21 protein-coding genes and 2 tRNA genes are annotated in these 21,484 nt (G+C 39.0%); 15 read left to right on the top strand and 8 right to left on the bottom strand.

Translation table 11 applies throughout. The features are described from left to right. Positions 1-4 precede the first annotated feature (4 nt). Genes MMU07_RS19920 through MMU07_RS19910 form a run of 3 tightly spaced genes read left to right on the top strand, consistent with a single transcriptional unit; the run spans position 5 to position 1,535 of the window. Positions 5-787, top strand: coding sequence for a DUF1538 domain-containing protein (locus MMU07_RS19920; protein WP_241128367.1), 783 nt, complete (start codon positions 5-7; stop codon positions 785-787). Continuing rightward, positions 777-1,124 carry a P-II family nitrogen regulator gene (locus tag MMU07_RS19915; protein ID WP_241128366.1) on the top strand — a complete coding sequence of 116 codons (348 nt, stop codon included), beginning with the start codon at positions 777-779 and terminating at the stop codon, positions 1,122-1,124. Before MMU07_RS19920 ends, MMU07_RS19915 begins: the two co-directional genes overlap by 11 nt. An 18-nt stretch (positions 1,125-1,142) precedes the next feature. After that, entirely contained in the window at positions 1,143-1,535 is a 393-nt protein-coding gene (locus MMU07_RS19910) for a CBS domain-containing protein (protein WP_241128365.1), read from the top strand. A gap of 23 nt (positions 1,536-1,558) precedes the next feature. Here the strand turns inward: MMU07_RS19910 and MMU07_RS19905 are convergent, their stop codons facing one another. Both MMU07_RS19905 and MMU07_RS19900 read right to left on the bottom strand, forming a co-directional pair. Further along, positions 1,559-2,377: a universal stress protein gene (locus tag MMU07_RS19905; RefSeq protein ID WP_241128364.1), complete on the bottom strand. Its 819-nt coding sequence runs from the start codon at positions 2,375-2,377 to the stop codon at positions 1,559-1,561. Between the two features lie 77 nt (positions 2,378-2,454). Beyond that, positions 2,455-5,010, bottom strand: coding sequence for a phosphoenolpyruvate carboxylase (locus MMU07_RS19900; protein WP_241128363.1), 2,556 nt, complete (start codon positions 5,008-5,010; stop codon positions 2,455-2,457). A gap of 245 nt (positions 5,011-5,255) precedes the next feature. On the opposite strand from MMU07_RS19900, the gene MMU07_RS19895 reads away from it, so the two are divergent. The 9 genes from MMU07_RS19895 to MMU07_RS19855 all read left to right on the top strand — a co-directional run bounded on the left by MMU07_RS19895 (position 5,256) and on the right by MMU07_RS19855 (position 12,480). Beyond that, complete coding sequence (locus MMU07_RS19895; RefSeq protein ID WP_241128362.1) at positions 5,256-7,565, top strand: putative monovalent cation/H+ antiporter subunit A; 2,310 nt, start codon at positions 5,256-5,258, stop codon at positions 7,563-7,565. Further along, positions 7,562-7,972, top strand: coding sequence for a Na+/H+ antiporter subunit B (locus MMU07_RS19890; protein WP_241128361.1), 411 nt, complete (start codon positions 7,562-7,564; stop codon positions 7,970-7,972). The genes MMU07_RS19895 and MMU07_RS19890 overlap by 4 nt, the downstream gene beginning before the upstream one ends. A gap of 1 nt (position 7,973) precedes the next feature. Beyond that, on the top strand, positions 7,974-8,327 hold the full coding sequence (locus tag MMU07_RS19885) for a Na+/H+ antiporter subunit C (RefSeq protein ID WP_241128360.1): 354 nt from the start codon (positions 7,974-7,976) through the stop codon (positions 8,325-8,327). Then, complete coding sequence (locus tag MMU07_RS19880; RefSeq protein WP_241128359.1) at positions 8,324-9,847, top strand: proton-conducting transporter transmembrane domain-containing protein; 1,524 nt, start codon at positions 8,324-8,326, stop codon at positions 9,845-9,847. Before MMU07_RS19885 ends, MMU07_RS19880 begins: the two co-directional genes overlap by 4 nt. After that, positions 9,844-10,323, top strand: coding sequence for a Na+/H+ antiporter subunit E (locus MMU07_RS19875; RefSeq protein ID WP_241128358.1), 480 nt, complete (start codon positions 9,844-9,846; stop codon positions 10,321-10,323). Before MMU07_RS19880 ends, MMU07_RS19875 begins: the two co-directional genes overlap by 4 nt. Further along, the gene (locus MMU07_RS19870) at positions 10,320-10,592 is read left to right on the top strand and encodes a monovalent cation/H+ antiporter complex subunit F (RefSeq protein ID WP_241128357.1); all 273 of its coding nucleotides are present in this window, start codon (positions 10,320-10,322) and stop codon (positions 10,590-10,592) included. The genes MMU07_RS19875 and MMU07_RS19870 overlap by 4 nt, the downstream gene beginning before the upstream one ends. Next, positions 10,589-10,987, top strand: coding sequence for a monovalent cation/H(+) antiporter subunit G (gene mnhG, locus MMU07_RS19865; protein WP_241128356.1), 399 nt, complete (start codon positions 10,589-10,591; stop codon positions 10,985-10,987). Before MMU07_RS19870 ends, mnhG begins: the two co-directional genes overlap by 4 nt. A gap of 2 nt (positions 10,988-10,989) precedes the next feature. Then, the gene (locus MMU07_RS19860; protein ID WP_241128355.1) at positions 10,990-12,132 is read left to right on the top strand and encodes a lactonase family protein; all 1,143 of its coding nucleotides are present in this window, start codon (positions 10,990-10,992) and stop codon (positions 12,130-12,132) included. A 156-nt stretch (positions 12,133-12,288) separates the two neighbouring features. Then, complete coding sequence (locus MMU07_RS19855; RefSeq protein WP_009032438.1) at positions 12,289-12,480, top strand: cold-shock protein; 192 nt, start codon at positions 12,289-12,291, stop codon at positions 12,478-12,480. A 74-nt stretch (positions 12,481-12,554) separates the two neighbouring features. Here MMU07_RS19855 and MMU07_RS19850 read toward each other — a convergent pair whose 3' ends face one another. Then, positions 12,555-13,640 (bottom strand): o-succinylbenzoate synthase, encoded by a 1,086-nt coding sequence (locus MMU07_RS19850; protein ID WP_241128354.1) that lies wholly within the window; start codon positions 13,638-13,640, stop codon positions 12,555-12,557. Positions 13,641-13,677: 37 nt separating this feature from the next. Here MMU07_RS19850 and MMU07_RS19845 point away from each other — a divergent pair, with 37 nt between their 5' ends. Beyond that, positions 13,678-14,901, top strand: a complete 1,224-nt coding sequence (locus MMU07_RS19845) for an S-adenosylmethionine:tRNA ribosyltransferase-isomerase (protein WP_241128353.1) — start codon at positions 13,678-13,680, stop codon at positions 14,899-14,901. A gap of 13 nt (positions 14,902-14,914) precedes the next feature. Here MMU07_RS19845 and MMU07_RS19840 read toward each other — a convergent pair whose 3' ends face one another. Continuing rightward, complete coding sequence (locus tag MMU07_RS19840; protein ID WP_241128352.1) at positions 14,915-15,334, bottom strand: LytR/AlgR family response regulator transcription factor; 420 nt, start codon at positions 15,332-15,334, stop codon at positions 14,915-14,917. Positions 15,335-15,416: 82 nt separating this feature from the next. Further along, positions 15,417-16,712, bottom strand: coding sequence for a hypothetical protein (locus MMU07_RS19835; RefSeq protein ID WP_241128351.1), 1,296 nt, complete (start codon positions 16,710-16,712; stop codon positions 15,417-15,419). 630 nt (positions 16,713-17,342) lie between these two features. Here MMU07_RS19835 and MMU07_RS19830 point away from each other — a divergent pair. Beyond that, positions 17,343-17,431: transfer RNA gene (locus MMU07_RS19830), tRNA-Ser, on the top strand. Positions 17,432-17,603: 172 nt separating this feature from the next. On the opposite strand, the gene MMU07_RS19825 is transcribed toward MMU07_RS19830, so the two are convergent. After that, on the bottom strand, positions 17,604-18,215 hold the full coding sequence (locus tag MMU07_RS19825) for a hypothetical protein (RefSeq protein WP_241128350.1): 612 nt from the start codon (positions 18,213-18,215) through the stop codon (positions 17,604-17,606). 676 nt (positions 18,216-18,891) lie between these two features. Here MMU07_RS19825 and MMU07_RS19820 point away from each other — a divergent pair. Beyond that, positions 18,892-18,965: transfer RNA gene (locus MMU07_RS19820), tRNA-Pro, on the top strand. Positions 18,966-19,075: 110 nt separating this feature from the next. Here the strand turns inward: MMU07_RS19820 and MMU07_RS19815 are convergent. Together MMU07_RS19815 and MMU07_RS19810 are read right to left on the bottom strand one after the other, a co-directional pair. Next, entirely contained in the window at positions 19,076-20,167 is a 1,092-nt protein-coding gene (locus MMU07_RS19815; RefSeq protein ID WP_241128349.1) for an AI-2E family transporter, read from the bottom strand. A gap of 261 nt (positions 20,168-20,428) precedes the next feature. Next, entirely contained in the window at positions 20,429-21,184 is a 756-nt protein-coding gene (locus MMU07_RS19810) for an NUDIX hydrolase (RefSeq protein WP_241128348.1), read from the bottom strand. Positions 21,185-21,484 lie beyond the last annotated feature (300 nt).

Genomic DNA, 21,484 nt, shown 5'->3' with positions numbered 1-21,484 from the left:
TACAATGGCAAACTGGCCTTTAGATTTTCTTAAGCTTTTTTTGGTTACTCTAAGAGACGTCGCCCCTGTGGTATTGCTTTTTGCATTCTTTCAATTTTTCGTTTTAAAGCAGGTTGTCCCGAATTTAAAAAAGGTAATTTTTGGAGTGGTTTTGGTGATCATTGGTTTGGCTTTATTTCTGATGGGACTTGAAAAGGCACTTTTTCCTCTTGGAAATATAATGGCGATTCAACTTTCGGAGGCTAGCTTTATTTCAAAAGGTTACCACGACCCATCTAGTTGGCTTGCCTATTATTGGGTTTATATATTTGCGGGAATGATCGGTTTTTCCACAACTATTGCCGAACCCTCCTTGATTGCTGTCGCTATTAAAGCCAACCAGGCTTCCGGTGGAACAATTAGTATCTGGGGTTTAAGAATTGTGGTTGCAATTGGGGTAGCTATTGCCTTGGTTTTGGGCACAATCAGGATTGTAACCGGTACTCCACTTTATTTGTACATTATCTTTGGATATATAATTGTAATGGTTCAGACACTTTTCTCCCCAAAAAAAATCATTGCTTTAGCCTATGATTCAGGAGGAGTGACTACCTCTACGGTCACGGTACCTTTGGTTGCAGCCTTAGGTATTGGACTTTCCAGCACTGTGCCGGGACGTAACCCTGCCATAGATGGATTTGGACTCATCGCATTTGCGAGTTTGTTTCCAATAATGACAGTACTTGCTTATGCCCAGATTTTGGAATTGAAAAACACTCTAAAAAAACCATCAAAAAATGAAATTTAAAATCATCATGGCCATGATACGGCCAGCTATCACAGAGAAAGTATTGAATGCAGCAAGAGGTGCAGGTGCCACAGGAGATGTAGTCATCTCAGGCCGGGGGAGTGGTTCGCATGAATCAAAATCTTTTTTTGGACTGACTATTCAGGATCAGACTGAAATATTGATGTTTTTGGTAGAAGAACATGCGGTTGACACCATTTTGGAGGCCATTAAAATCTCCGGAGAGCTCGATGAACCTGGACGGGGAATTGCCTTTGTCCTTAATGTGGAAAAGGTGGCAGGTTTAGAAAGTCAAATGGAAAAATTTAAAGAACAGGCGAAAAGTAAATATCTTTAAAAACAAAACTATCGTATTATGAATTCAAGTTCCAATAGTGCCAAAGATATCATGTCACATAAATTGATATTTATAGATGGCCTAGATACAGCCGCAAATGCCATAGAAAAAATGAAGTCTCAGGGAGTAGATGCCTTGATTATCAATAAAAGAAACCAAAATGATGCTTATGGAATTGTCACAATCAAGGACATCATAAAAAAGGTTTACATCAAAGATCTAAAGCCCGAAGAAGTCAATATCTACGAAATAATGTCCAAGCCTGTCATTCCAGTCCCTGCCTTGATGAATATTCGGTACATATCCAGACTCATGTTGAGGGCTAAGATTAGTGTGGCCCCTGTAGAACAAGATGGCGAACTTATAGGGGTAATCTCGTTTTCAAGCCTTTTCCATAATGGACTTTATTGATGCTTTTGGAGAATCAAATCTCCCTAGACGGGTAAAACTATCATCGGAATAGATCCATCAAATACCAATTCATTCACCATAAATTTCCTGAATAACTTATCGGTAAATGTTCTACCACCCTTCTGAACAACCAAAAAATATTCTTTATTTTGAGTAATAGAGGTTTTTATCTGGGAGAATACATCCTCTCCTTTAAAAAGAACAAAGCGATTAACCAGATTCCCATATTCCTTAATGGTTAATTTTTTAAGGAAATCTTCAATTTCAACAATATCATCGTTTTCGCGCGCTACCGTCATAAATTCGATTGTATGGATGGATTTGGGAATATATTTCAAAAAAACCTCAAAGCTACCGTGGTTAAACTCAAAATTGGGATGTACACTGACCAATAACTTTGTTGGCTCAAAATTTTCCAAAGACTTAGGCACTGCTATCACAATCCTGTTAAGGTGTTCAATTATTTTGGTAACAGTACTGCCCAAAAAGATCTGTTTCAAATTACCTGAACCTTTTAATCCCATCATGATTATATCTAAGCCGGCAGCATCAAGGTTATTCTCCAGGAATTCAACCAAGGGATCTTCGATTATTTCATATTTAATCATGCTGAACTTATCAAAAACGGAATCTCTCAGTGAAAACCATTGCCTTGAAATTTCTCTTTGCTGTTCATATATAATCTTCAACCTCAAGTCAGGATTGGCCAAAGAAGGAACAATTAAATCCATTTGATGGACCACTACAATTTCATGTCCATACCATTCATTCATTTTTTTGGCCAATAACAATTCTGCCTTAGAATATTCAGAAAAATCTAGCAGCACATATAATTTCGGCATAGGGTCTTCCTTTGTTCAGTATTTCAAATTAGACAAAATAACCGAAAAATCCCGGCCTTTAGACCGGGATTTTTAATTTATGCCGCATTTCTGGCGGCGTTGATAATACCAAACATCGTCCGCAAAATCAGTTTTTGCAAGACTGGATCATCCTCTCCTTTGTCAAGCATGGTCTGTATGGCATATTGCTGAATGGTGATAACAGGAAGCACGATCTTTTCTCGGATAGCGATTGATTCCTTGGAAGTTGGATTATCCTGAAGCAAAGTATCCATCCCTGAAACTTGACAAAGGAGCTTGATGGACCTTTGGTATTCTTCAAACATGAGGTTCCATAGATCGCTGTATTTGGGATTATCCTTGAGATAAGCAGTTGACTTGTAAAACGACTTGGCCAGAGACTGCATGGAATTCCCAAGTAATGACCTGAAGAAAAGGGAGTCATTGTATAATTGTATGGCCTCAGGAAATTTGCCTGCATTTTTCAATGCTTCGAGTGAAGCTCCAACTCCAAAAAAACCCGGTATATTCTGCTTCATCTGTGCCCAAGAACCTACAAAAGGGATAGCCCTTAAATCTTCAAATTTTAATCCGGTGTCTTTTCCTCTTTTCAGGGGGCGGGAACCAATATTGACCTGTCCAAAATACTTCAAAGGTGTCACATGCTCGAGATAAGGCAAGAACTGTGGATGGTTTTTGAAATCTCTGTAAAACTGGTAAGAGAAATCAGCCATCTGATCAATCAAGGCCCTTTGGCCTGCATCCAGGGTTTTCTCTGAGGAAGGATACAATTCATTTTCAACCCCGGCACAAAGCAGCTGCTCCAAGTTATAGGTACAGGAAACAGGCTTACCATAATTTGCAGAAATGGTCTGTCCTTGGATAGTGACCTGAATTTCCTCGTTTTCAACCTGTTGTCCGAGTGATGCATAGAAATTATGCATGTTTCCTCCACCTCTCGCAGGAGGCCCTCCCCGACCGTCAAAGAAGACTACGCTGACATCATTCAACCTTGACACTTTTGTAAGTTCCTCTTTGGCAAGAAGGATAGACCAATTGGCCCGGATATAGCCCCCGTCTTTGGTGCCGTCAGAGAAGCCCAACATGATCGTCTGCTTCGATTTTCTGCTTTCCAAATGCTTGCTATAAGCCGCATTTTGGTAAAGCTGCTCCATGATTAAAGGCGCTTGGGCAAGGTCATCTATGGTCTCAAAAAGTGGAACAATGTCTAAGGGAAGCGTTTCTGCATCCTTTCCAAGTGTCAATTGCGCCAATCTGAATACTTCCAAAACATGTAAGGCAGACTGGCAATTGGATATGATATACCTGTGAAGCCCGTCTTCCCCATTGTTTTTTTGGACAGTTTTGATCGCATCAAAACTCCTCAACATATCCTGATGAAACTCATCCTTTAGGGTACTGATGTCCGGAAGGGAATCTATCTCTTGAATAAATGTGATTTTCTCGCCTTCGCTTAGTTTTTGATATGCCTGAAGTGCCTCTTTACCTATTTGGTTTTCGATGATTTCATCCCATAGCCCATCATGCTTACGGCTGTCCTGACGCACGTCCATATTTGCAAAATGAAAACCGAATATTTTTACTTTCAAAATAAACTCATCCAACTGCTCTAAAAACAAACCGTCGTGGAATTCAATAAGGCCTTTTCTAGCTTCCATCAGATCTGCAATCAGCTCCTCCTTGGAATTGTAAAAGTTTTGGTTATCAAAAAGGGAATCAAAAAGACCATTTTCAATCTTCAGCATGATCGGCTCGACATTCTTGAAGGTCAACCTTCGCTTGAGTTTTCTGACATCTCGGTAATAACACCTTACAATCCATTTCTGGAGTTTTTCAGCAACTTTGACGGTTGTGTCGTGGGTGACAAAAGGATTTCCGTCCCTGTCACCTCCCGGCCAAAAGCCTACTTTCAATAATCCAGGATTGTCCCACTCGTTGACAGGAATGTCAAGACTATTCAATAATCTGGTCAAAATATCAGGCATGCTTTGGTAAAAAACATTCACTAGAAACCATATCAGACTTACAGCTTCATCAAGCGGCGTAGGTTTGTCCTTATTGATAAAACCAGTTTTGCCTAACTGCTGCAAAAGCAGGTTGATATTACCAAGGTCATTGTCCCTAATCGCAGTTTCAAGGTCAGTAATTATTCCGAGAACATTTCCCGGATAAAATTGAGTTGGGTGGGCGGTAAGCGTCAACCTTACGGAGAAATTTTTCAGTTTTTCGATCAATGCTTCCCTCTTTCTGTCATTGTCAACCCTTGTGATCAATGCTTTGACACTTCCTTTACCTTTGACATCGTGGATTTTTTCAAAAGCAGCATCCTCAATAGAATCAAACAATACCACCTGTCTTTCGACATATTGCACCATTTTAAAAAGTAAGTCATGACGTTCCTGCTCGGAATTTTTTGCCATCATTTCATTAAAAAATCCCCTTATGATTTCTTTTGGTGTTTTATCTTTTTCGAATCCTTCTTGACATTTACTTGATAAAATCGGCAGCAATGTCCCGGTTCGATGGATATCACTGAAAGGCAGATCCAAAAAAAGACTATTGTAAATCGTAAATCTTTTGGATACCTCGGTTTGGTAATTGTTTTTCGACATGATCGGTTCAATAGGTTTAGAAAGGGTAAATTTAGCAAAAAATAATAATTCAGGACAGTTTTTGGTCTATTCGATAACAAAATGATATTTTTATTGCCTATTTTTCAAAAAACATCCCTATTATTTTCCAACAATCATATAAAATTATTTAACTTAATTAGTTTGCAAACTAGCAACCAAAGTTCTATTCAAGAAATAATACGTAATTTGTAACCAAACATTTAAAAATCTGAAATTAAGCGTTTATGCTCATAGCTGTCATTTTGGGGTTCATCTTTGCCTTGCTGGTTCCACTTTTCAGCAAATTTCTTAAAAATGCTATTCCCTTTTTATATTCCGCCCTTCCTCTTTCCCTTTTTATTTACTTCCTACAGTTTTTGGGTGAAATTAAATTCCGAGGGCATATCCTTTTTAGGTTTGAGTGGGTCCCTAGTATGGGCATAGACCTATCATTTAGACTCGATGGTTTATCCCTTCTTTTCGCACTGATGATTACAGGAATAGGCTTCCTTGTTTTTGCTTACACTGCCTATTACCTCAAAGGCCATCAATACCTAGATAGGTTTTATGGTTACCTATCGATGTTTATGGCTTCGATGCTTGGAGTAGTATTGTCAGACAACCTGATGAGTATGTTTATTTTTTGGGAATTGACAAGCATCAGTTCATATTTTCTGATCGGGTTCAACAATACGGACCCTGCCTCTAGAAAATCGGCGCTCACCGCATTGAGTATTACAGGATTTGGCGGTTTGGTGATGCTCTCCGGAATTATCCTTTTGCAAGCTACAGGAGGAAGTTATTCTTTCACTGAGTTACTCAATTCCTCAGAAATAATAAAAAACAGCACTTCCTATGCTTGGATAATTACCCTGTTTTTTGTGGGGGCCTTTACCAAGTCTGCACAGTTTCCATTTCATTTTTGGCTTCCGGGAGCAATGAAAGCCCCAACTCCTGTAAGTACCTACCTACACTCCGCCACAATGGTAAAAGCCGGTATTTATCTTTTGGCAAGATTTACCCCTCTATTGGGGGATACCTTTTGGTGGAACAGCACCCTAATTACCATTGGTGCGGTTACTATGGTCTATGCGGCAATCCATTCTGTTTTGAGAGTTGATTTGAAAAGCATATTGGCATATTCCACCATCTCAGCCTTGGGGATTTTGGTATTCCTGATAGGCATAGGCACAGAAAAAGCACTTTTGGCTGCAGGGATTTTCATCCTTGCCCATGCCTTATACAAGGCTGCACTTTTCCTCATTACGGGAATAATCGACCATGAAACAGGTTCTAGGGACGTCAGTAAACTTTCGGGATTGAAGCAAGTAATGATGCCCGTCGCAGTGGCAGGGTTTATAGCGGCACTTTCGAGTGCCGGAGTTCCGCTTTTACTTGGATTCATCAGCAAGGAAGTGATGTATGAGGCTACCTCACAGTTTGGCGATTGGGCCATACTTCTGACGGTATTGGCTGTTTTGACTAAAATTCTCCTTTTGGTCGCGGGATTTTGGGCAGGAATCAAACCATTTGTAGGAAAGCTTCCCTTGGAATTTGGAGAAGCCAAATTGCCCTCTCCCCTACTTTGGATTCCTCCACTGCTACTCGGCGTTTTGAGTTTGGGTTTTGGTACATTTCCTTCATTGATCACGGAATCTTTGATACAACCCGTTTTCAGCAGCATCTCAGGTAGTGACACCATTGTCCAACTCAAGCTTTGGCATGGTTTCAACTTGGTTTTGATGTTGAGCATTTTGACCTTATTGGCTGGAGGAATTCTTTATTGGCTTTGGAAGCCTTCCAATGACCTGTTCCAAAAAACAGTGCAATTCGAAGTTGTTTCTCCACAAAATATCATTGAAAATGGAGCCAAATCCTTCGGTTCTTTTGCAGGATTATGGACGGGATTTTTCCAAAATGGCTATTTACGAAATTATGTGATTACCATATTGGCATTCTTGACCTTGCTGATGGCCTACCGCCTATTTGGAGAAGTAGATATATATATCGATTGGGATCAGATTTCAAATGTTTCTCATTATGAAATTATTGTGGTTGTGTTGATGATCATATCCATATTTTTCGCAATCTCCACCAATTCAAGGACGACTGCTATTGTTGCTCTTGGTGTTGTTGGCTTTGCTAATTGTCTGTTTTTCTTAATTTATTCCGCGCCGGATCTTGCCATGACCCAGTTTTCAATAGATACACTGACAGTCTTGTTGTTTATGCTGGTTCTTGTCAAACTGCCAAAAAATAAACAATATTCTTCCAAAGGTATCAAAGTGCGGGATGCCTTGCTTTCCATGATGTTTGGAAGCTTGATTGCTATTTTGACACTAGAGGTATTTGAGGAGCCTTCCTCCTCCGAAGTGTCCAAATATTTTGCAGACAATGCTTATCTCCTGGCAAAGGGGAGAAATGTTGTCAACGTGATTTTGGTGGATTACCGCGGTTTTGACACCATGATAGAGACAGTAGTCCTCGTGATAGCTGCCGCAGGAGTCTTTAGCTTAATGAAACTTGACCTCAACCCCTCTAAAAAAGACTTATGAAATCATTGATATTCAAAACAGCCTCAACCTACTTGCTTCCGCTTCTGCTGCTGTTTTCCATATTCATTTTGTTGCGGGGCCATTACCTTCCCGGTGGAGGTTTTGTGGGAGGATTGATTGCTGCTATTGCATTTTTGATTCATTCATTCGCTTTTGGTCTAAAGGAAACCCAAAGCATCATCAAAATTAATCCTGGATATCTCATGCCAATAGGTCTTGTTTTCGCTATTGGAGCCGCTATTGCTCCCTTCTTTATCGGCGCTCCTATTCTCAAAGGGTTATGGTTTGAGGAGCCTTTCAAATTTATCGGAATGGTCGGTTCTGCTCTTTTTTTTGATATTGGAGTCTATCTGGTAGTCATAGGTGCTACATTGACGATCATGTTTTCAATCACAGATACGGTTTGACATGGAAATATTACTTATCATCATCATTGGTTTACTTCATGCTGGCGGCCTGTATATGTTGCTGCGAAGGAGTATGTTCAAAATGATAATCGGATTGATTTTATTGGGTAACGGAGCCAACCTTCTGATTTTTCTTTTGGGAAGATTGGTAAAGGGAAATCCACCTGTGATCGAAGATGGAATGAAAGTCTTTTCAGATATCTATGCGGATCCGGTACCGCAGGCCTTGGTTTTGACAGCAATTGTAATTGGATTTGGTCTTCAATCCTTTGCAATTATTTTGATCAAAAGGGTATACAAGGTGCTCAACACTGATGATTTGGATGAACTTAATTCAACAGATGAGGAAATATGAGTAATTCGACGATAGTATTGCCCATCATATTTCAATTTGTCGCCGGGACGATTTTGTTGTTTTTCTGGCGAAAAATCTCTGTCCAAAAAGTACTTAGCATTTTATTCTCTACCCTCGGATTGGGAATAAGCGTCTGGCTTTTTCTGTTGGTCTGGGAACATGGGATCTTAGTCACCCAATCGGGCGATTGGAAGGCACCTTTTGGAATCAGCTTTGTGGCTGACATATTCGGAGTGACCATGGTCTTATTGTCCTCCATTGCAGGACTTGCCGTTTCAATTTTCTCAGCGGGAAGTATGCGAAGGGAAAGGCTGGAGTTTGGATTTTTTCCCATACTTCACCTTCTCATTATGGGACTTCAGGGAGCTTTCCTTACAGGAGATATTTTCAATCTCTATGTTTGGTTTGAGGTTGTCATCATTTCCTCCTTTGTCCTTTTGACTTTGGGTGGAAAAAAACAACAGCTTGAGGGAGCGCTCAAATATGTTTCGCTTAATCTCTTGGCATCCTCTCTGTTTTTGATCGGAATTGGTTTTATATACGGCCTTACCGGCTCGCTCAATATGGCCGATGTTGCCATCAAATTGGATAGCCTCCAAAACCGTGGATTGGTAAGTGTCACCTCCGGGATTTTCTTGGTTGCCTTTGGTATCAAGTCTGCTATCTTTCCGATGTACTTTTGGTTACCGGCCTCCTATCACACGCCACCGCCTGCTGTTTCTGCGATTTTCGCAGGGCTTCTGACAAAACTGGGGATCTATGCCATGCTGAGAACATTTACTTTGATGTTTGGCGGAGATGAATTTATGGGAGATATTATGGTCATTCTTGCCGCACTTACCATTCTTTCGGGTGGATTGGGGGCCTTGCTAAAGCAAAACATGGGAAAGATTTTTGGATACCTGATTGTTTGCCATATAGGTTTCTTAATTGCAGGATTGGGTATGTATACCGAATTGGCCATTATGGGTACTGTTTTTTACCTGATCCATGACATCATTGTGAAAACAAACCTATTTATGGTTTCCGGATTAATCCTTAAAATCAACGGAACCCAAGATATCAGGCAACTCGGTGGCATGTACAAAAACTATCCTCTCCTTTCGCTTTTGATGGCAATCCCTCTGTTTTCCCTGGTGGGGATTCCTCCTCTTTCAGGTTTTTGGGCAAAAATATTCCTGATCCAGGCAGGCCTAGACACTAAAGAATATGTATTGATAGGATTCATTGTCTTGGGAAGTTTTCTTACCTTATGGGTAATTGCAAGATTGTGGGGAGAGGTATTTTGGAAAAACAGTACGGATTTACCAAAAAAGGCTGATGGTCTGTATTTCCCTCAGATGTCAAAAATCGACCAATGGCTGATGGTATTTCCTATCGTGTTGTTATCAGGAATTTCACTTTATATCGGATTTGGAGCTGAAAACATCATTTTACTATCCCAAAGAATCTCCTTAGAACTGATGGATCCCTCAGGATATATTGAAGCAGTATTGGGACTTAAAACCATAAACCCATGACAAAATCACTGTTTTTGACCAACCTAATCCTGGCCATCATTTGGGTAATGGCCACGGGAACCCTTACGGAAGAGAATTTCATATTTGGATTTTTTATAGGCTTCGGGATTTTGTGGATCATCACTTTCAAAAAAGAAGAAAGAAAGTATTTCTCCGGCATACCAAAATGGTTTGGATTTGGAGTCTTTATACTTTTGGAAATCATCAAAGCCAATTTTCAAGCATTGAAGGAATCATTTTATCCGAAATCTAAACTTGAACCGGGAATAGTCAAAGTTCCTCTTGATGCCAAAACAGATATTGAAATAAGTATCTTATCAAATATTATTTCCCTGACGCCAGGCACCTTGATCATGGATGTCTCCGATGACAAAAAAGTAATATACGTCCACGTGATGCACCTTTTGAACAAGGACAAATTTATAAACGATATCAAGCAAAAGTTTGAAAAACCACTATTGGAATTAATGCGATGAGCCTACAAGACTATCTCAATTGGGTAATCATACCCATCCTCGGTTTATCAGTGATTTTGGTCTTTATCAGGTTTCTGAAAGGACCAAGCCTCCCCGATAGGGTCATTGCCTTGGATATGTTGATTTTAATTTCAATCTGCATCATCTCCATTTACAGTATTCAAACAATCCAAAGTACATTTCTGGATGTTGCCATGCTTTTTGCTTTGATTGCTTTTTTGAGTACATCGGCCTATGCATTTTACCTAGAACAAAGAGAAAGAAAATGAAAGATATCCTTATCATGCTATTATCTACGTTTGGAGCAATGTTTATCCTGTCCTCCTCGATAGGTTTGCTCAGAAAGCCTGACGTCTACTTACGCATATCTGTTACTGCCAAAGCATCCACTTTGGGGATAAGTTTGATTCTGGTTTCTGCCGCTCTCTTTTTCAATGATTATTCAGTGACAACACGGGCTGTTGCTATTATTTTATTTGTGTTTTTGACCATAAGCATAGGTGGACACCTGCTCGCCAGGGCTGCTTACATTACCAAGACTCCTATATGGAAAGGAACCAAAACCGATGATCTTCAGGGCCAATATGATGCGGTTACACATAAATTATATAGCGAAAAACACCATTCGGCTATCAAACCTGAAAAATCAGAAAACAATATCTGAAAATGAGAAAAATAGCCCCCTTACTTCTCCTTCTTACAATCATGATTATGAGCAATTCTTGCGATGAATCTCCTCAGGAAGAAAAAATCGAACCTGTCTATTCTTTCCTTTTGGGAGCTTATACGGATTCTGAAGTGCAAGGAATTGGTTTGCTCACATTCAATCCAGAAAATAATACCCTCCAAACCCAAATCTTGGCAGCAGGGGTTTCCAACCCCTCTTTTGTGATCAGCAACAAAGCACAAACATTGGTTTTTGCGGTAGAAGAAATCGGAGGAGAAAATGGGGGCAAAGTGAAATCTTTCAATTTTGACAGGCAAAACAACACTCTGGAATTATTGGATAGCAAGGATACCTTTGGAGACCATCCATGTTACTTAAGCTTAGATGCAAAAGAGGATATCTTGGTAGTGGGAAATTATTCAGGAGGAAATTTTTCGGCTTATAGAGTAAAAGACGGTATGCTTACTCATGTGCAGACATATGAGCACGAAGGCCAAAGCATTAATCCTGCAAGGCAGGAAAAAGCCCATGTCCACAGCACGGTCTTTCATCCAAATGGCAAGCAATTGCTTGTGGGTGACTTGGGAACAGATAAAATCCACCTTTATGATTTCAACCCTTCCTATGCAGTCCCTTTTAACAATTCAGATCCAGGATACTTGGAAGTATCACCTGGTGCAGGTCCAAGACATCTAGCCATCCATCCAAGCGGCAGCCCGGTATACCTGATCCACGAAATGACAGCCGAACTTGGGGTTTACAGTTATGATACAGGCCAAATGACACAAATGCAGGTTTTGCCTTTGACAGGTGCAGAGTTTAAAGGAAATGTCGGAGCTGCTGAGGTACGCATTTCTCCTGACGCAAAATTTGTGTATGCATCCAACAGAGGGGATGCTAATGAGATTACCGTATATGAAACCGGAAAGGGCGGAGAATTGACTTTTGTGGAAAGAATAAATACAGGTGGAGAAACACCTAGGAATTTCGTGATAACAAGTGACGGGAAATTTCTTTTGGCGGCCAACCAAGGTTCGGGAACTATCGTTGTTTTTGAAAGAAATTTAAAGACAGGAAAGCTTTCAAAGACAGGGGCAGAAACGGAATTCAATAAGCCTGTCTATCTCTTCGGATTGGATTAAAGACTAAATGGGGATCAAGGACCCGAATGTTTTTCACTAAAAAATTAAATATATTTGCAAATAATTTAAAAAACTTTTAAAATAATTTAACTCATTCGTTTTATATGTTAAAAGTATCCTTAAATTTGACGAAATATTAATTCAATACAATTTATCATGAACACAGGAAAAGTTAAGTTTTTTAATGAGTCCAAAGGATTCGGTTTTATCGTTGACAATGAGTCTTCTAAAGAGTATTTCGTTCACATCACTGGTTTGATCGACGAAATCAGAGAAGATGACGAAGTTACTTTCGACCTTAAAGAAGGTAGAAAAGGCCTAAATGCAGTGAATGTAAAGGTAGTTTAATCTATATACAACCCATTGACATCTAGTGAAATTAACCCCGAGCAATCGGGGTTTTTTTGTTTTTTTCCTAAAATTCAAATTCCCCAATCACCAATACCATACTTAATCTCCCCTCTCTCTATCCTCAAAGGAGAATCAAAATTGTTATGATACAACTGACCTGTTCCCAATCCTTGGGGAAGGACAATATCATAAGTTGAGGTAAACTGTGCGATTGCATTTAACCCGACATTACTCTCCAAAGCTGAAGTCATCCACCAACCAATCTCCATGGCGGATGCCAAGGCGATCCATTCCCTAGAAGAAGCAATCCCACCGACCAAGGTGGGTTTCAGGATGATGTATTGAGGCATGATGGTTTCAAGTAATTTCTTTTTATCCTTAAAATCATGAATTCCTATCAACTCCTCATCCAAAGCGATAGGCAATAGTGTCGTGGTACAAAGGCTCTTCATTTCCTTCACCTGACCTTGCCTGATAGGCTGCTCGATGCTATGCAGATCATATTCACTTAAGATCTTCAGCTTATCCAAAGCCTCCTTAGGAGAAAATGCACCATTCGCATCTACTCTAAGGATGACACGTTGAGCGCTGTATTGTTTTCTGATATAGGCAAGCAACTCACACTCCTGTCCAAAATCAATGGCCCCGATTTTCATTTTGATGCAAGAATATCCTTCAGCCAATTTCTTATCAATCTGATCAAGCATAAATCCCTTCTCCCCCATCCATATCAGTCCATTAATAGGAAGTGGCTGGCCCGAATTGTAAAAAGGGGTATCAAAAATCATTTTCTTGCCGCCATGTAAGAGGTCTAACAAAGCTGTTTCAAAAGCAAAGCGGATGCTCGGATAACTTTCAGAAATATGGCTCTTTGCCCATTCCAGTATTGCCTGTTCACTTCCAATAATGGTGGATCCTGAAAGTTTCCCGCAGATCTCCGACAACACTTCTTCAAAATCCGCAACATCATCAATGCTTAATTTGGGTAAAGGAGCAGCTTCTCCCCATCCTGTCATCCCGGGTTTTTGAATAGATAAAGCACTGATGAGGAAAGTTGTTTTGTCTTTCAATACCCCACGGGAGGTACCCGCATCAAATCTGAATTTCAACAAATGGGGCTGATATGAAAACCGAATATCTTTTAAAACTTCTTCCATTAGGTATATATTTGTGCTTTGATTCTCCTAATCCCCCATGACAAAGCATAAAGCAATTCAGGATATTAAATTATCTGATTACGAATATACCCTTCCGGAAGAAAAAATAGCAAAATTTCCACTTGAAAACCGGGCCGATTCCAAGTTGATCCAATATCAGGCCGGTAACATTTCCCATCACCGCTTTTTTGAAATCCCAAACTTCATTCCTGAGGGAAGCATGATGGTTTTCAACGATACTAAAGTAATCCCCGCAAGGTTGGTCTTTCAGCGGGAGTCAGGAGCAAAAATTGAAATTTTTCTCTTGAAACCCCTACATCCAAGTACTGTCATCAGCGAGGTCATGGTCAATTCCTCTTCTGTCATCTGGGAAACTTTTATAGGGAACCTCAAAAAATGGAGAGAAAACGGGATACTTCAAGGACAAATTACAATTAAAGGAAAAACAGAAATCATCAGCGCCCGGATGATTGACAGATCAGAAAAACAGGTAGAATTCACCTGGACGGGAAATAATATCCCATTTGTGGCTATTGTCGAAGCAGCCGGGGAAGTTCCGATTCCTCCCTATCTCAACAGGAAAGCCACAATCGAAGACAGAACCCGATACCAAACTGTTTATTCCAAAAAAGAAGGGGCAGTAGCTGCTCCTACTGCCGGACTTCATTTCACTGATGCAGTCCTTCAAAATCTGGAAGAAAAAGGTGTCAAAAAGGAGTTTTTGACACTCCATGTCAGCGCAGGTACTTTCCAGCCTATCAAGGAAGAAAATGTCTCCGAACATCCCATGCATAGCGAACAGATGGTTTTTAGCTTGGAAACTATTGAAAATTTTGCCTGCCAAAATAGAAAAATCATTGCCGTAGGAACCACCTCGATGAGGTCTCTTGAAAGTTTGTATTGGTATGGGGTCATGTTAGTACTTGAAGGAAAGTCCAAATTTGAAATACCCAAACTTTACCCTTACTCTGATTTTGAAAGTTTACCCGATAGAAGAGAGAGTTTCAGGGCGATTTTAGAGTTTATGAAGCAAAAAGACCTAAATGAAATTACAGGTTCTACCGAAATAATGATCATGCCGGGTTATGATTTCAAAGTTTGCGATGCATTGGTGACCAATTTCCACCAACCATCCTCTACTTTGATTCTTTTGGTGGCTGCATTTACCAAGGGGAATTGGAAAAAAATATATACGGAAGCTTTAAATAATGATTATAGATTTTTGAGCTATGGGGATAGTAGTTTGCTCTGGGGAAATTGAGAAAAGGAAAACTTCAATCCCCACCACTTGAACCAAGCTTTTTGATCCCATTTATCAAGTCTTGAAAGTATGTCCTGCCTACCGGAACGGAATCATTTCCAATCATCACTTCCCTGGGATTGATACTTTTGATTTCATCCAGCCGGACAATGTAGCTTTTGTGTATTCTAAAAAATTCTTCCGTAGGAAGAACTGATTCAAATTCTTTAAGGATATTCCTGAGTGAAAAAACCTGAGTCCGTGTCACTAAAGTCGTATAATTTCCATCACCTTTGAGCCACAGGATGTCTACCCATTTGACTTTGACTAAATTACCTTTGTTGCGGATAAAAACACCGTCTTTGATCAAAAAGCTCTCTACGTTCCCATTTGAGCTTACTTCTTCGACCTTCCAGTCTTTATCACTTGTGATTTCTTTGAGTATTTCCTTCATTTCCTAAGTCATTTGGTCTTCTTAGTCAAATAACATCTTGTTTAAGGAATTGTTTTGAAGCGAAATCAAATCAAAATGTATCTTATTCGTTGATGGTTTTGGTGTTTTTGCGGATTATCTGGTCAAGGTCATACGCCAAAACCTTGAGGTAGGAAAGGTATTTTTGATTTTCTCTGTCTAGTTGCTTTTTATCTAACAATTCTAACAAACCCAAAATAGAAGACAAAGGAGACCTTAGCACAACCGACTGCGAATAAAGTATTTCCTTAAGTACATTATTTTGATTCAGAAGTTTGGTAAGAACATCATGACTATCATGTATGTCTTTGGTGCTGTAAACAAATCCGATTATTTTTTTATCAGGACTTGTAACCGGATAGAAATCATGCCTGTATATCCTTCCCTCATCTGTACCAATCGATTTTACTGATTGTTCAAAGCTTACATTCTTCCCCCCAATAATATCCTCAAGATTTGCCAAAAACTTACCTTCCATGCCGGGAAGCAAAAAATGGAGAAACTTATCTCCTTCTTTAAGGGCCTTTCCCAAATATACTTGTACCTGTTTTGAGGCCATTTCATTGAATCTCATGATCCTCAAATCCTGACTCATCAAAACATAACCCTGATCTGAATTATGGAGGATTGTCTCCAAAGTGGAATCCAGCCTACGGGACCCGCTTTGGATAAGCTGCACTTCGGACACATCTTTGAAATAAATGTCGATACAGCTTGACCTTGGACAAATGATGATTTGATACCACTTCCCATTTTCAGAAATAAAATCATCAATGACAGTAATATTGCCTGATTCCTTGGCTTTCTTGAAATGAAGGGCGTATTCATAAATTTTTGGATCAGGAAAAACCTGCCATATTTTTTTGTCCCTAAGACTATCGCTACATTTTTCAAAAAAATTCTCCGCTTCCAAATTAGCGAACTGTACCTCCCAATCATTATTGACCTGAATGTAAATATCAGTTTCAATATTTACTTTAATTCCAATTTCATTTGAAAGTTGTTCTGTCTCATGTTTTAAAGTACCTATCCCAAGAATTCCCAAAAAATCTCCATCGGAATTTTTTAAAAAAGAAAACTCCCATGACACCAAACTGTTGAAATAACTTTGGGTATAGCGGACTATATCATTTGGTTTTCCAATCAAATCAGAAATCAAAGGCTCTATTTCAGTTTTTTGGAATTCATCAAAGAATTCCAAAAAATAAGGTTTTTGTGCTTCTGATAATCTGAAAAATTTCCGGAAAACAGGATTGCAGTGTGCCACCTCACCCTCAAGGTCCAAAACACAAACCAAAAGGGTACTTGATTCCCTGTGGGAAATAGACAATAATTCCTTGATTTCTTTTGAGTGAATCATAATAGTCGAAACCGGGGGGTGAGTCCGTTTTTTTTGCGAGAAAGACTAGGGCCTGTAATATTGTAGCAATATAATGATTAAGCTAAACACAAAATATAGAGGAATTAAAAAATTGGATACCAACATATTAGGTTAAACTTACAAAAACCAGACAATCCACCATAAACACCATATTCGTCTATTGAAACCACATAAAAAAAGTGAGGAATTTTTTTAAAAAAAAATAAGATTTTGTGCTGAATACCTAATTATTACCAACCAAATAAAAGTCGGATTTAGGCTCAATGCTAATTTCACCGGACCCCTAACCCTTGTCTATTTTTGATTTAAAGAGCTTGATTCTTATCTCTCTTTCTCCCTATAAAACCTAATAATTTTCGATTTTTTAAATTTAATTGCCAAATATATTTAAAACTTATTTTAACTATTATTTTTTTTCCTATTGAATGTCAGAGCCTTATTTCTCTCAATTTCAATTCCTAAAAACAATAGGATATATAAAGCCAATCCAGTTTTGTTTATCTAATGAATAATCATTTATATTTGCATTCCTTAAATCAAAAAACAAAGCCTAAGTTTAAGATAAAGTATAGAAAGAGTTTCAAACTAAACTCTTTAAAAAAAGCAAACAGAGAGTTGGGTGAGTGGCTTAAACCAGCAGTTTGCTAAACTGTCGTACGGGTAATTCCGTACCGGGGGTTCGAATCCCCCACTCTCTGCAACCACAAAGCCCGGCGTCTAGCTCCGGGCTTTTTTGATTTTTTAGAGATGTCAAGCTTCCATAAGCAATTGGAAGGATAATCGAATCAAAAGGAGAAGTTATCACCTGCATCCGCCATTTTTATGTATCCTTTAAAATCACCTTCCCTGTTTTGAATAAGACTTTTTATCTCAAAACCTATATCCTATAGCGAGTGACACATTATTCCAACTCCAATCATAATTCAGGACCGGAAAACCTATCAAATAATTTCCTCTCAAAAAGAAATTTTCAGAGAAGTTGAAAACTCCATAAGGCCCAAAGAAGCCACCTGAGACATGAGATCTTCCTAAAGTAACCCGACGGGGATCATCTCCCGGCTGACCTGGACCTCCGATTGTTATTCCTGAAATCCCATTGTAGGAAAACCTTAGAAATTCCGCTTGAATACCTATAGCAAATTTTTCTTTTTGAATTGGTTCAAATCCCAGCCGGATATGGTATTGGGTATAGTTTCTGTTACTTGCAAATTCATAGAATTCCTCAAAAAGGCCATTGTAACCATTTCCATTAAAATCACCAAAACCCACTCCTGCTCCTACATTCCATCTTTTAAAAAAATACCGGCTGTAATTGACACTAATTCCGTAATTATGCATGCTACTTACAGGAATTTGCCCATCATTACCTGCATTTCTAAAAGCTGAAATCTCAAAGCTGTTTTTTTTAAGATCCTGAGCATGGACCACCCCAAAACAAAGGAAAGCACAAACTACAATCACTATTTTTTTTACATCAATCATTGTCTAATTCTCAAAATAAAGTGAACTACATCCCATGTGATAACCGGGTATTCTCTGCCTCCATCTCGGCGTATTTTAACGATGGATGCTAGGAATGGTTATAATTTGCCTACCTCTTACCCAAGGCTAATTCCTAGCTATCGGAACCAAAGGGATCATTTCTAAACGCATCGTCCTAACACCTAGGTGTAGTTTGCCTCTTGATGCTAGGACTTGGTGGAATTTGTAATTCCACCCTTCTTTCCTTCCATCCACGAGCCATCGGGATGCAATTGGCCTATTCTACCAACCAAACGAAAGGTAATTCTTGGAAAAATGAATTACATCCCGACAGCTGTCCGGGATCGTATAACAGAAAATGGTAGTTAAAAACTACACCTAGAGGTTCCGCCTTTCTAAACCCAAATGAGCGCCGAACACTTCTATCTGTCAACTCTGTGTACTTGCAGGACCAAGGATTCTGCCCAGAAATTTTTATTTTGAAATACCCATCATTTCTGTTTATAAAATCAATTTAATGATTACTTTTGAGCCTTCTAACCAAAAGTAGGTTTTGAATCCAACGTCACAAGTGACTTGGGAAATTTTATAAAAATACAACACCTTAGTAATCAATGAATCAGATTTGGATGATCACTTCTTAATTCATCATTTAAAACAAAGGTAGAAATTAGCTCGGGGTGTAGCGTAGCCCGGTATCGCGCCACATTTGGGATGTGGAGGTCGTAGGTTCGAATCCTGCCACCCCGACTTATTAGTATTGATGCGCAGCATTGGTATGCAAACTGTCCTCAAGAGGGGACTTTATTATATCTAGAAGCTTGAATCTTCCAAAGCGCACAAAAACAAAAAAGAGGCTTTTAAGCCTCTTTTTTGTTTTTCACTTTTCTCAAAAGTAACTTCCAAAAATTCTCGTTTTTTTCATTTACCGGAAATTTATCACCCAAAAGATAGCCATAAGGAGCCAAAGAAGGAATTCTGTCAAATGTAATTTTTAAGACCCCCATCAAAGGGATAAAAAGAATCATCCCGGACACCCCCCATAAACTCCCCCCAATAAGGATTGCCAAAATTACCACCATCGTGTTGACATTGACTTTGGACCCCACTATCAAAGGTGTGATCAGATTGTTTTCAGTCAACTGTATGATCCAAAGCACGAACATCGTAAAAAACGGATAAAAGAGGCTATCTGTAGTCAACAACACATAAAACACCACCAAAAACGAACTGATGATTACCCCTACATAGGGAATAAGGTTCATCACTCCGATCAATACCGCAAATAGTACATAGTATTTGATCCCCATAAAGTAAAAAAACACTCCTGACATAACAGATACAATTCCGGTCACAATCGTCATACCTACGAGATAGGACTGAATGACTTTTCCAGAATCATCAATCCAGACCAAAATGGAACTGTTATTCTCTCCTGAAATTTTTTTGAGAAACTCCATAAAAAAATCAGTGTAGTACAGCATCAAAAAAATAAATAAAGGAACAATACCTGCCAAAGTAAGGGATTTTCCGGCTTCAAGCAGTGTTGCATTCATATTTTCAGGAGTAAATAAACTACTGATTTCAGGCATGGTTTTCCCTTCTATCCCAATCATTCCACCCAAATCTGCAAAATAGGCCGAAATTTTATTGTTGAATGATTCGCTGATTTCGGGAATATCCAAAATCAAACCCAACACCTGATTGATCAAGGTGTAAAATATAAAAAGCGCAATAGCTGAAATCAAAACAATGGTTAAGGTAATGGCCAATCCCCGAGGAAGTCTTTTTTCTTCAAACCAGTTGGAGACAGGGAAAAGAGAAAACGCAAAGAAAATCCCCCATACCAAGGGGACGATTATAAAAGAGCCGACTTTTAAAATCCAAAAGACAACCACGATAATAAACAGAGAATAGGCTGTTTTTTGGATGCGGGCTAATGAAGCTGCCATTTTAGGTGATTTTATTTCAAGTTAAAAAAATTACCAATCAATGCCATAACATAATATCAAATAAAATAGCTACTCGCTTCTTTGCAAGTAAGCCTATATTCTTCTTTGGTCAGGACACATACAGGTAGGCAAGCATTCCGATAGCAGGACGAAGTCGGAATACCCCCGCCTGTCGTCAGGCAGGAATATACCGGAAAATTAGGTGTGCAGACAAGGATTAATTGGATATCCCGTATAGTGCCATCATTGAGGACACACCTATCACATAATAAACAAGCCCCCATCTTCCAATACTTCCTGATACTTTTGCTGATCGAATTTGTATAAATAAGGTGATTTATGAGCCGTTCCTTTCTTTACTTCATCGAGTTTGGTGACTATCCCTGAATGGAGGATTTTCTTTTGAAAATTTCGGGGATCAATTTTTCTTCCCAAAATGGCCTCATACATTTTCATCATTTCAGGCATGGTGAATTTTTCGGGGAGGAGATTATATCCTACCGGTTGGTAACTCAGTTCTAACCTCAAAGAATGTAAAGCCTTTTTCAAAATCTCATTGTGGTCAAATAACAATTCAGGAACAACTTCCAAATCCCACCACTTGCATTCTTCTGTAAAATCATCGGGATTGGGAAAAACAGCCGCATAATCCACCAACGCATAATAGCCGATGGAAATGGTCCTTTCAAACCATGCTTTAGGGTCGATGATATAAGAAAGCATATTAGCAAGTTCTTGGCTATCATACCTTTTTGTTTTTCCAAAAGTGTAAAATTGCCTCAAAAAAATATGGTCTAGCCCTGTCCTTTCTTGCAAAATCCGGATGGCAGCATCGTCGATATCTTCCCTTTGCCAAATCCATCCTCCCGGCAGACTCCAGTATTCCGAAGCCTTCCACTTCAATAAAAGCACCTTCAATGTTCCATCATGAAATCCGAAAATAACACAATCCAAGGACAATTGGGGAAATACTTCATTATTATCAAAGTCCATATTTAATGGTCTGTTTTTTGGCATATTGAATATTTGAATTCATCATGTACAATTTACACAATGATTTGAATTAATTTTTTATATTTGATTTTCTAATGTTTTTAGGTTATTAAAATCATATCAAAATCGATTGTCTTTTGATTTGAGCAAATAAAATCACCTAGCAAAACAACTCCCGCCAAAATGATATTAAGACATCCAAAACTATAAATTTTAAAAAAAAATAATATGTGTATCCGCTTCAATGCACGTATGGATGAACCGCAGCAATAATCATTCGGTCAAACAGGTTTTCTCCAAAATATCTTCGGTTTAACTTGTATA

Origin of the sequence: Cognataquiflexum nitidum, from assembly GCF_022538055.1 — a bacterium.
Lineage (GTDB): Bacteria > Bacteroidota > Bacteroidia > Cytophagales > Cyclobacteriaceae > Cognataquiflexum > Cognataquiflexum nitidum.
This window is presented reverse-complemented; position numbering and strand designations above follow the sequence as displayed.

Coding starts and splice junctions, on each gene's coding strand:
- MMU07_RS19920 (WP_241128367.1), top strand. CDS start 5: ATGGCAAACTGGCCTTTAGATTTTCTTAAGCTTTTTTTGGTTACTCTA.
- MMU07_RS19915 (WP_241128366.1), top strand. CDS start 777: ATGAAATTTAAAATCATCATGGCCATGATACGGCCAGCTATCACAGAG.
- MMU07_RS19910 (WP_241128365.1), top strand. CDS start 1,143: ATGAATTCAAGTTCCAATAGTGCCAAAGATATCATGTCACATAAATTG.
- MMU07_RS19905 (WP_241128364.1), bottom strand. CDS start 2,377: ATGCCGAAATTATATGTGCTGCTAGATTTTTCTGAATATTCTAAGGCA.
- MMU07_RS19900 (WP_241128363.1), bottom strand. CDS start 5,010: ATGTCGAAAAACAATTACCAAACCGAGGTATCCAAAAGATTTACGATT.
- MMU07_RS19895 (WP_241128362.1), top strand. CDS start 5,256: ATGCTCATAGCTGTCATTTTGGGGTTCATCTTTGCCTTGCTGGTTCCA.
- MMU07_RS19890 (WP_241128361.1), top strand. CDS start 7,562: ATGAAATCATTGATATTCAAAACAGCCTCAACCTACTTGCTTCCGCTT.
- MMU07_RS19885 (WP_241128360.1), top strand. CDS start 7,974: ATGGAAATATTACTTATCATCATCATTGGTTTACTTCATGCTGGCGGC.
- MMU07_RS19880 (WP_241128359.1), top strand. CDS start 8,324: ATGAGTAATTCGACGATAGTATTGCCCATCATATTTCAATTTGTCGCC.
- MMU07_RS19875 (WP_241128358.1), top strand. CDS start 9,844: ATGACAAAATCACTGTTTTTGACCAACCTAATCCTGGCCATCATTTGG.
- MMU07_RS19870 (WP_241128357.1), top strand. CDS start 10,320: ATGAGCCTACAAGACTATCTCAATTGGGTAATCATACCCATCCTCGGT.
- mnhG (WP_241128356.1), top strand. CDS start 10,589: ATGAAAGATATCCTTATCATGCTATTATCTACGTTTGGAGCAATGTTT.
- MMU07_RS19860 (WP_241128355.1), top strand. CDS start 10,990: ATGAGAAAAATAGCCCCCTTACTTCTCCTTCTTACAATCATGATTATG.
- MMU07_RS19855 (WP_009032438.1), top strand. CDS start 12,289: ATGAACACAGGAAAAGTTAAGTTTTTTAATGAGTCCAAAGGATTCGGT.
- MMU07_RS19850 (WP_241128354.1), bottom strand. CDS start 13,640: ATGGAAGAAGTTTTAAAAGATATTCGGTTTTCATATCAGCCCCATTTG.
- MMU07_RS19845 (WP_241128353.1), top strand. CDS start 13,678: ATGACAAAGCATAAAGCAATTCAGGATATTAAATTATCTGATTACGAA.
- MMU07_RS19840 (WP_241128352.1), bottom strand. CDS start 15,334: ATGAAGGAAATACTCAAAGAAATCACAAGTGATAAAGACTGGAAGGTC.
- MMU07_RS19835 (WP_241128351.1), bottom strand. CDS start 16,712: ATGATTCACTCAAAAGAAATCAAGGAATTATTGTCTATTTCCCACAGG.
- MMU07_RS19825 (WP_241128350.1), bottom strand. CDS start 18,215: ATGATTGATGTAAAAAAAATAGTGATTGTAGTTTGTGCTTTCCTTTGT.
- MMU07_RS19815 (WP_241128349.1), bottom strand. CDS start 20,167: ATGGCAGCTTCATTAGCCCGCATCCAAAAAACAGCCTATTCTCTGTTT.
- MMU07_RS19810 (WP_241128348.1), bottom strand. CDS start 21,184: ATGCCAAAAAACAGACCATTAAATATGGACTTTGATAATAATGAAGTA.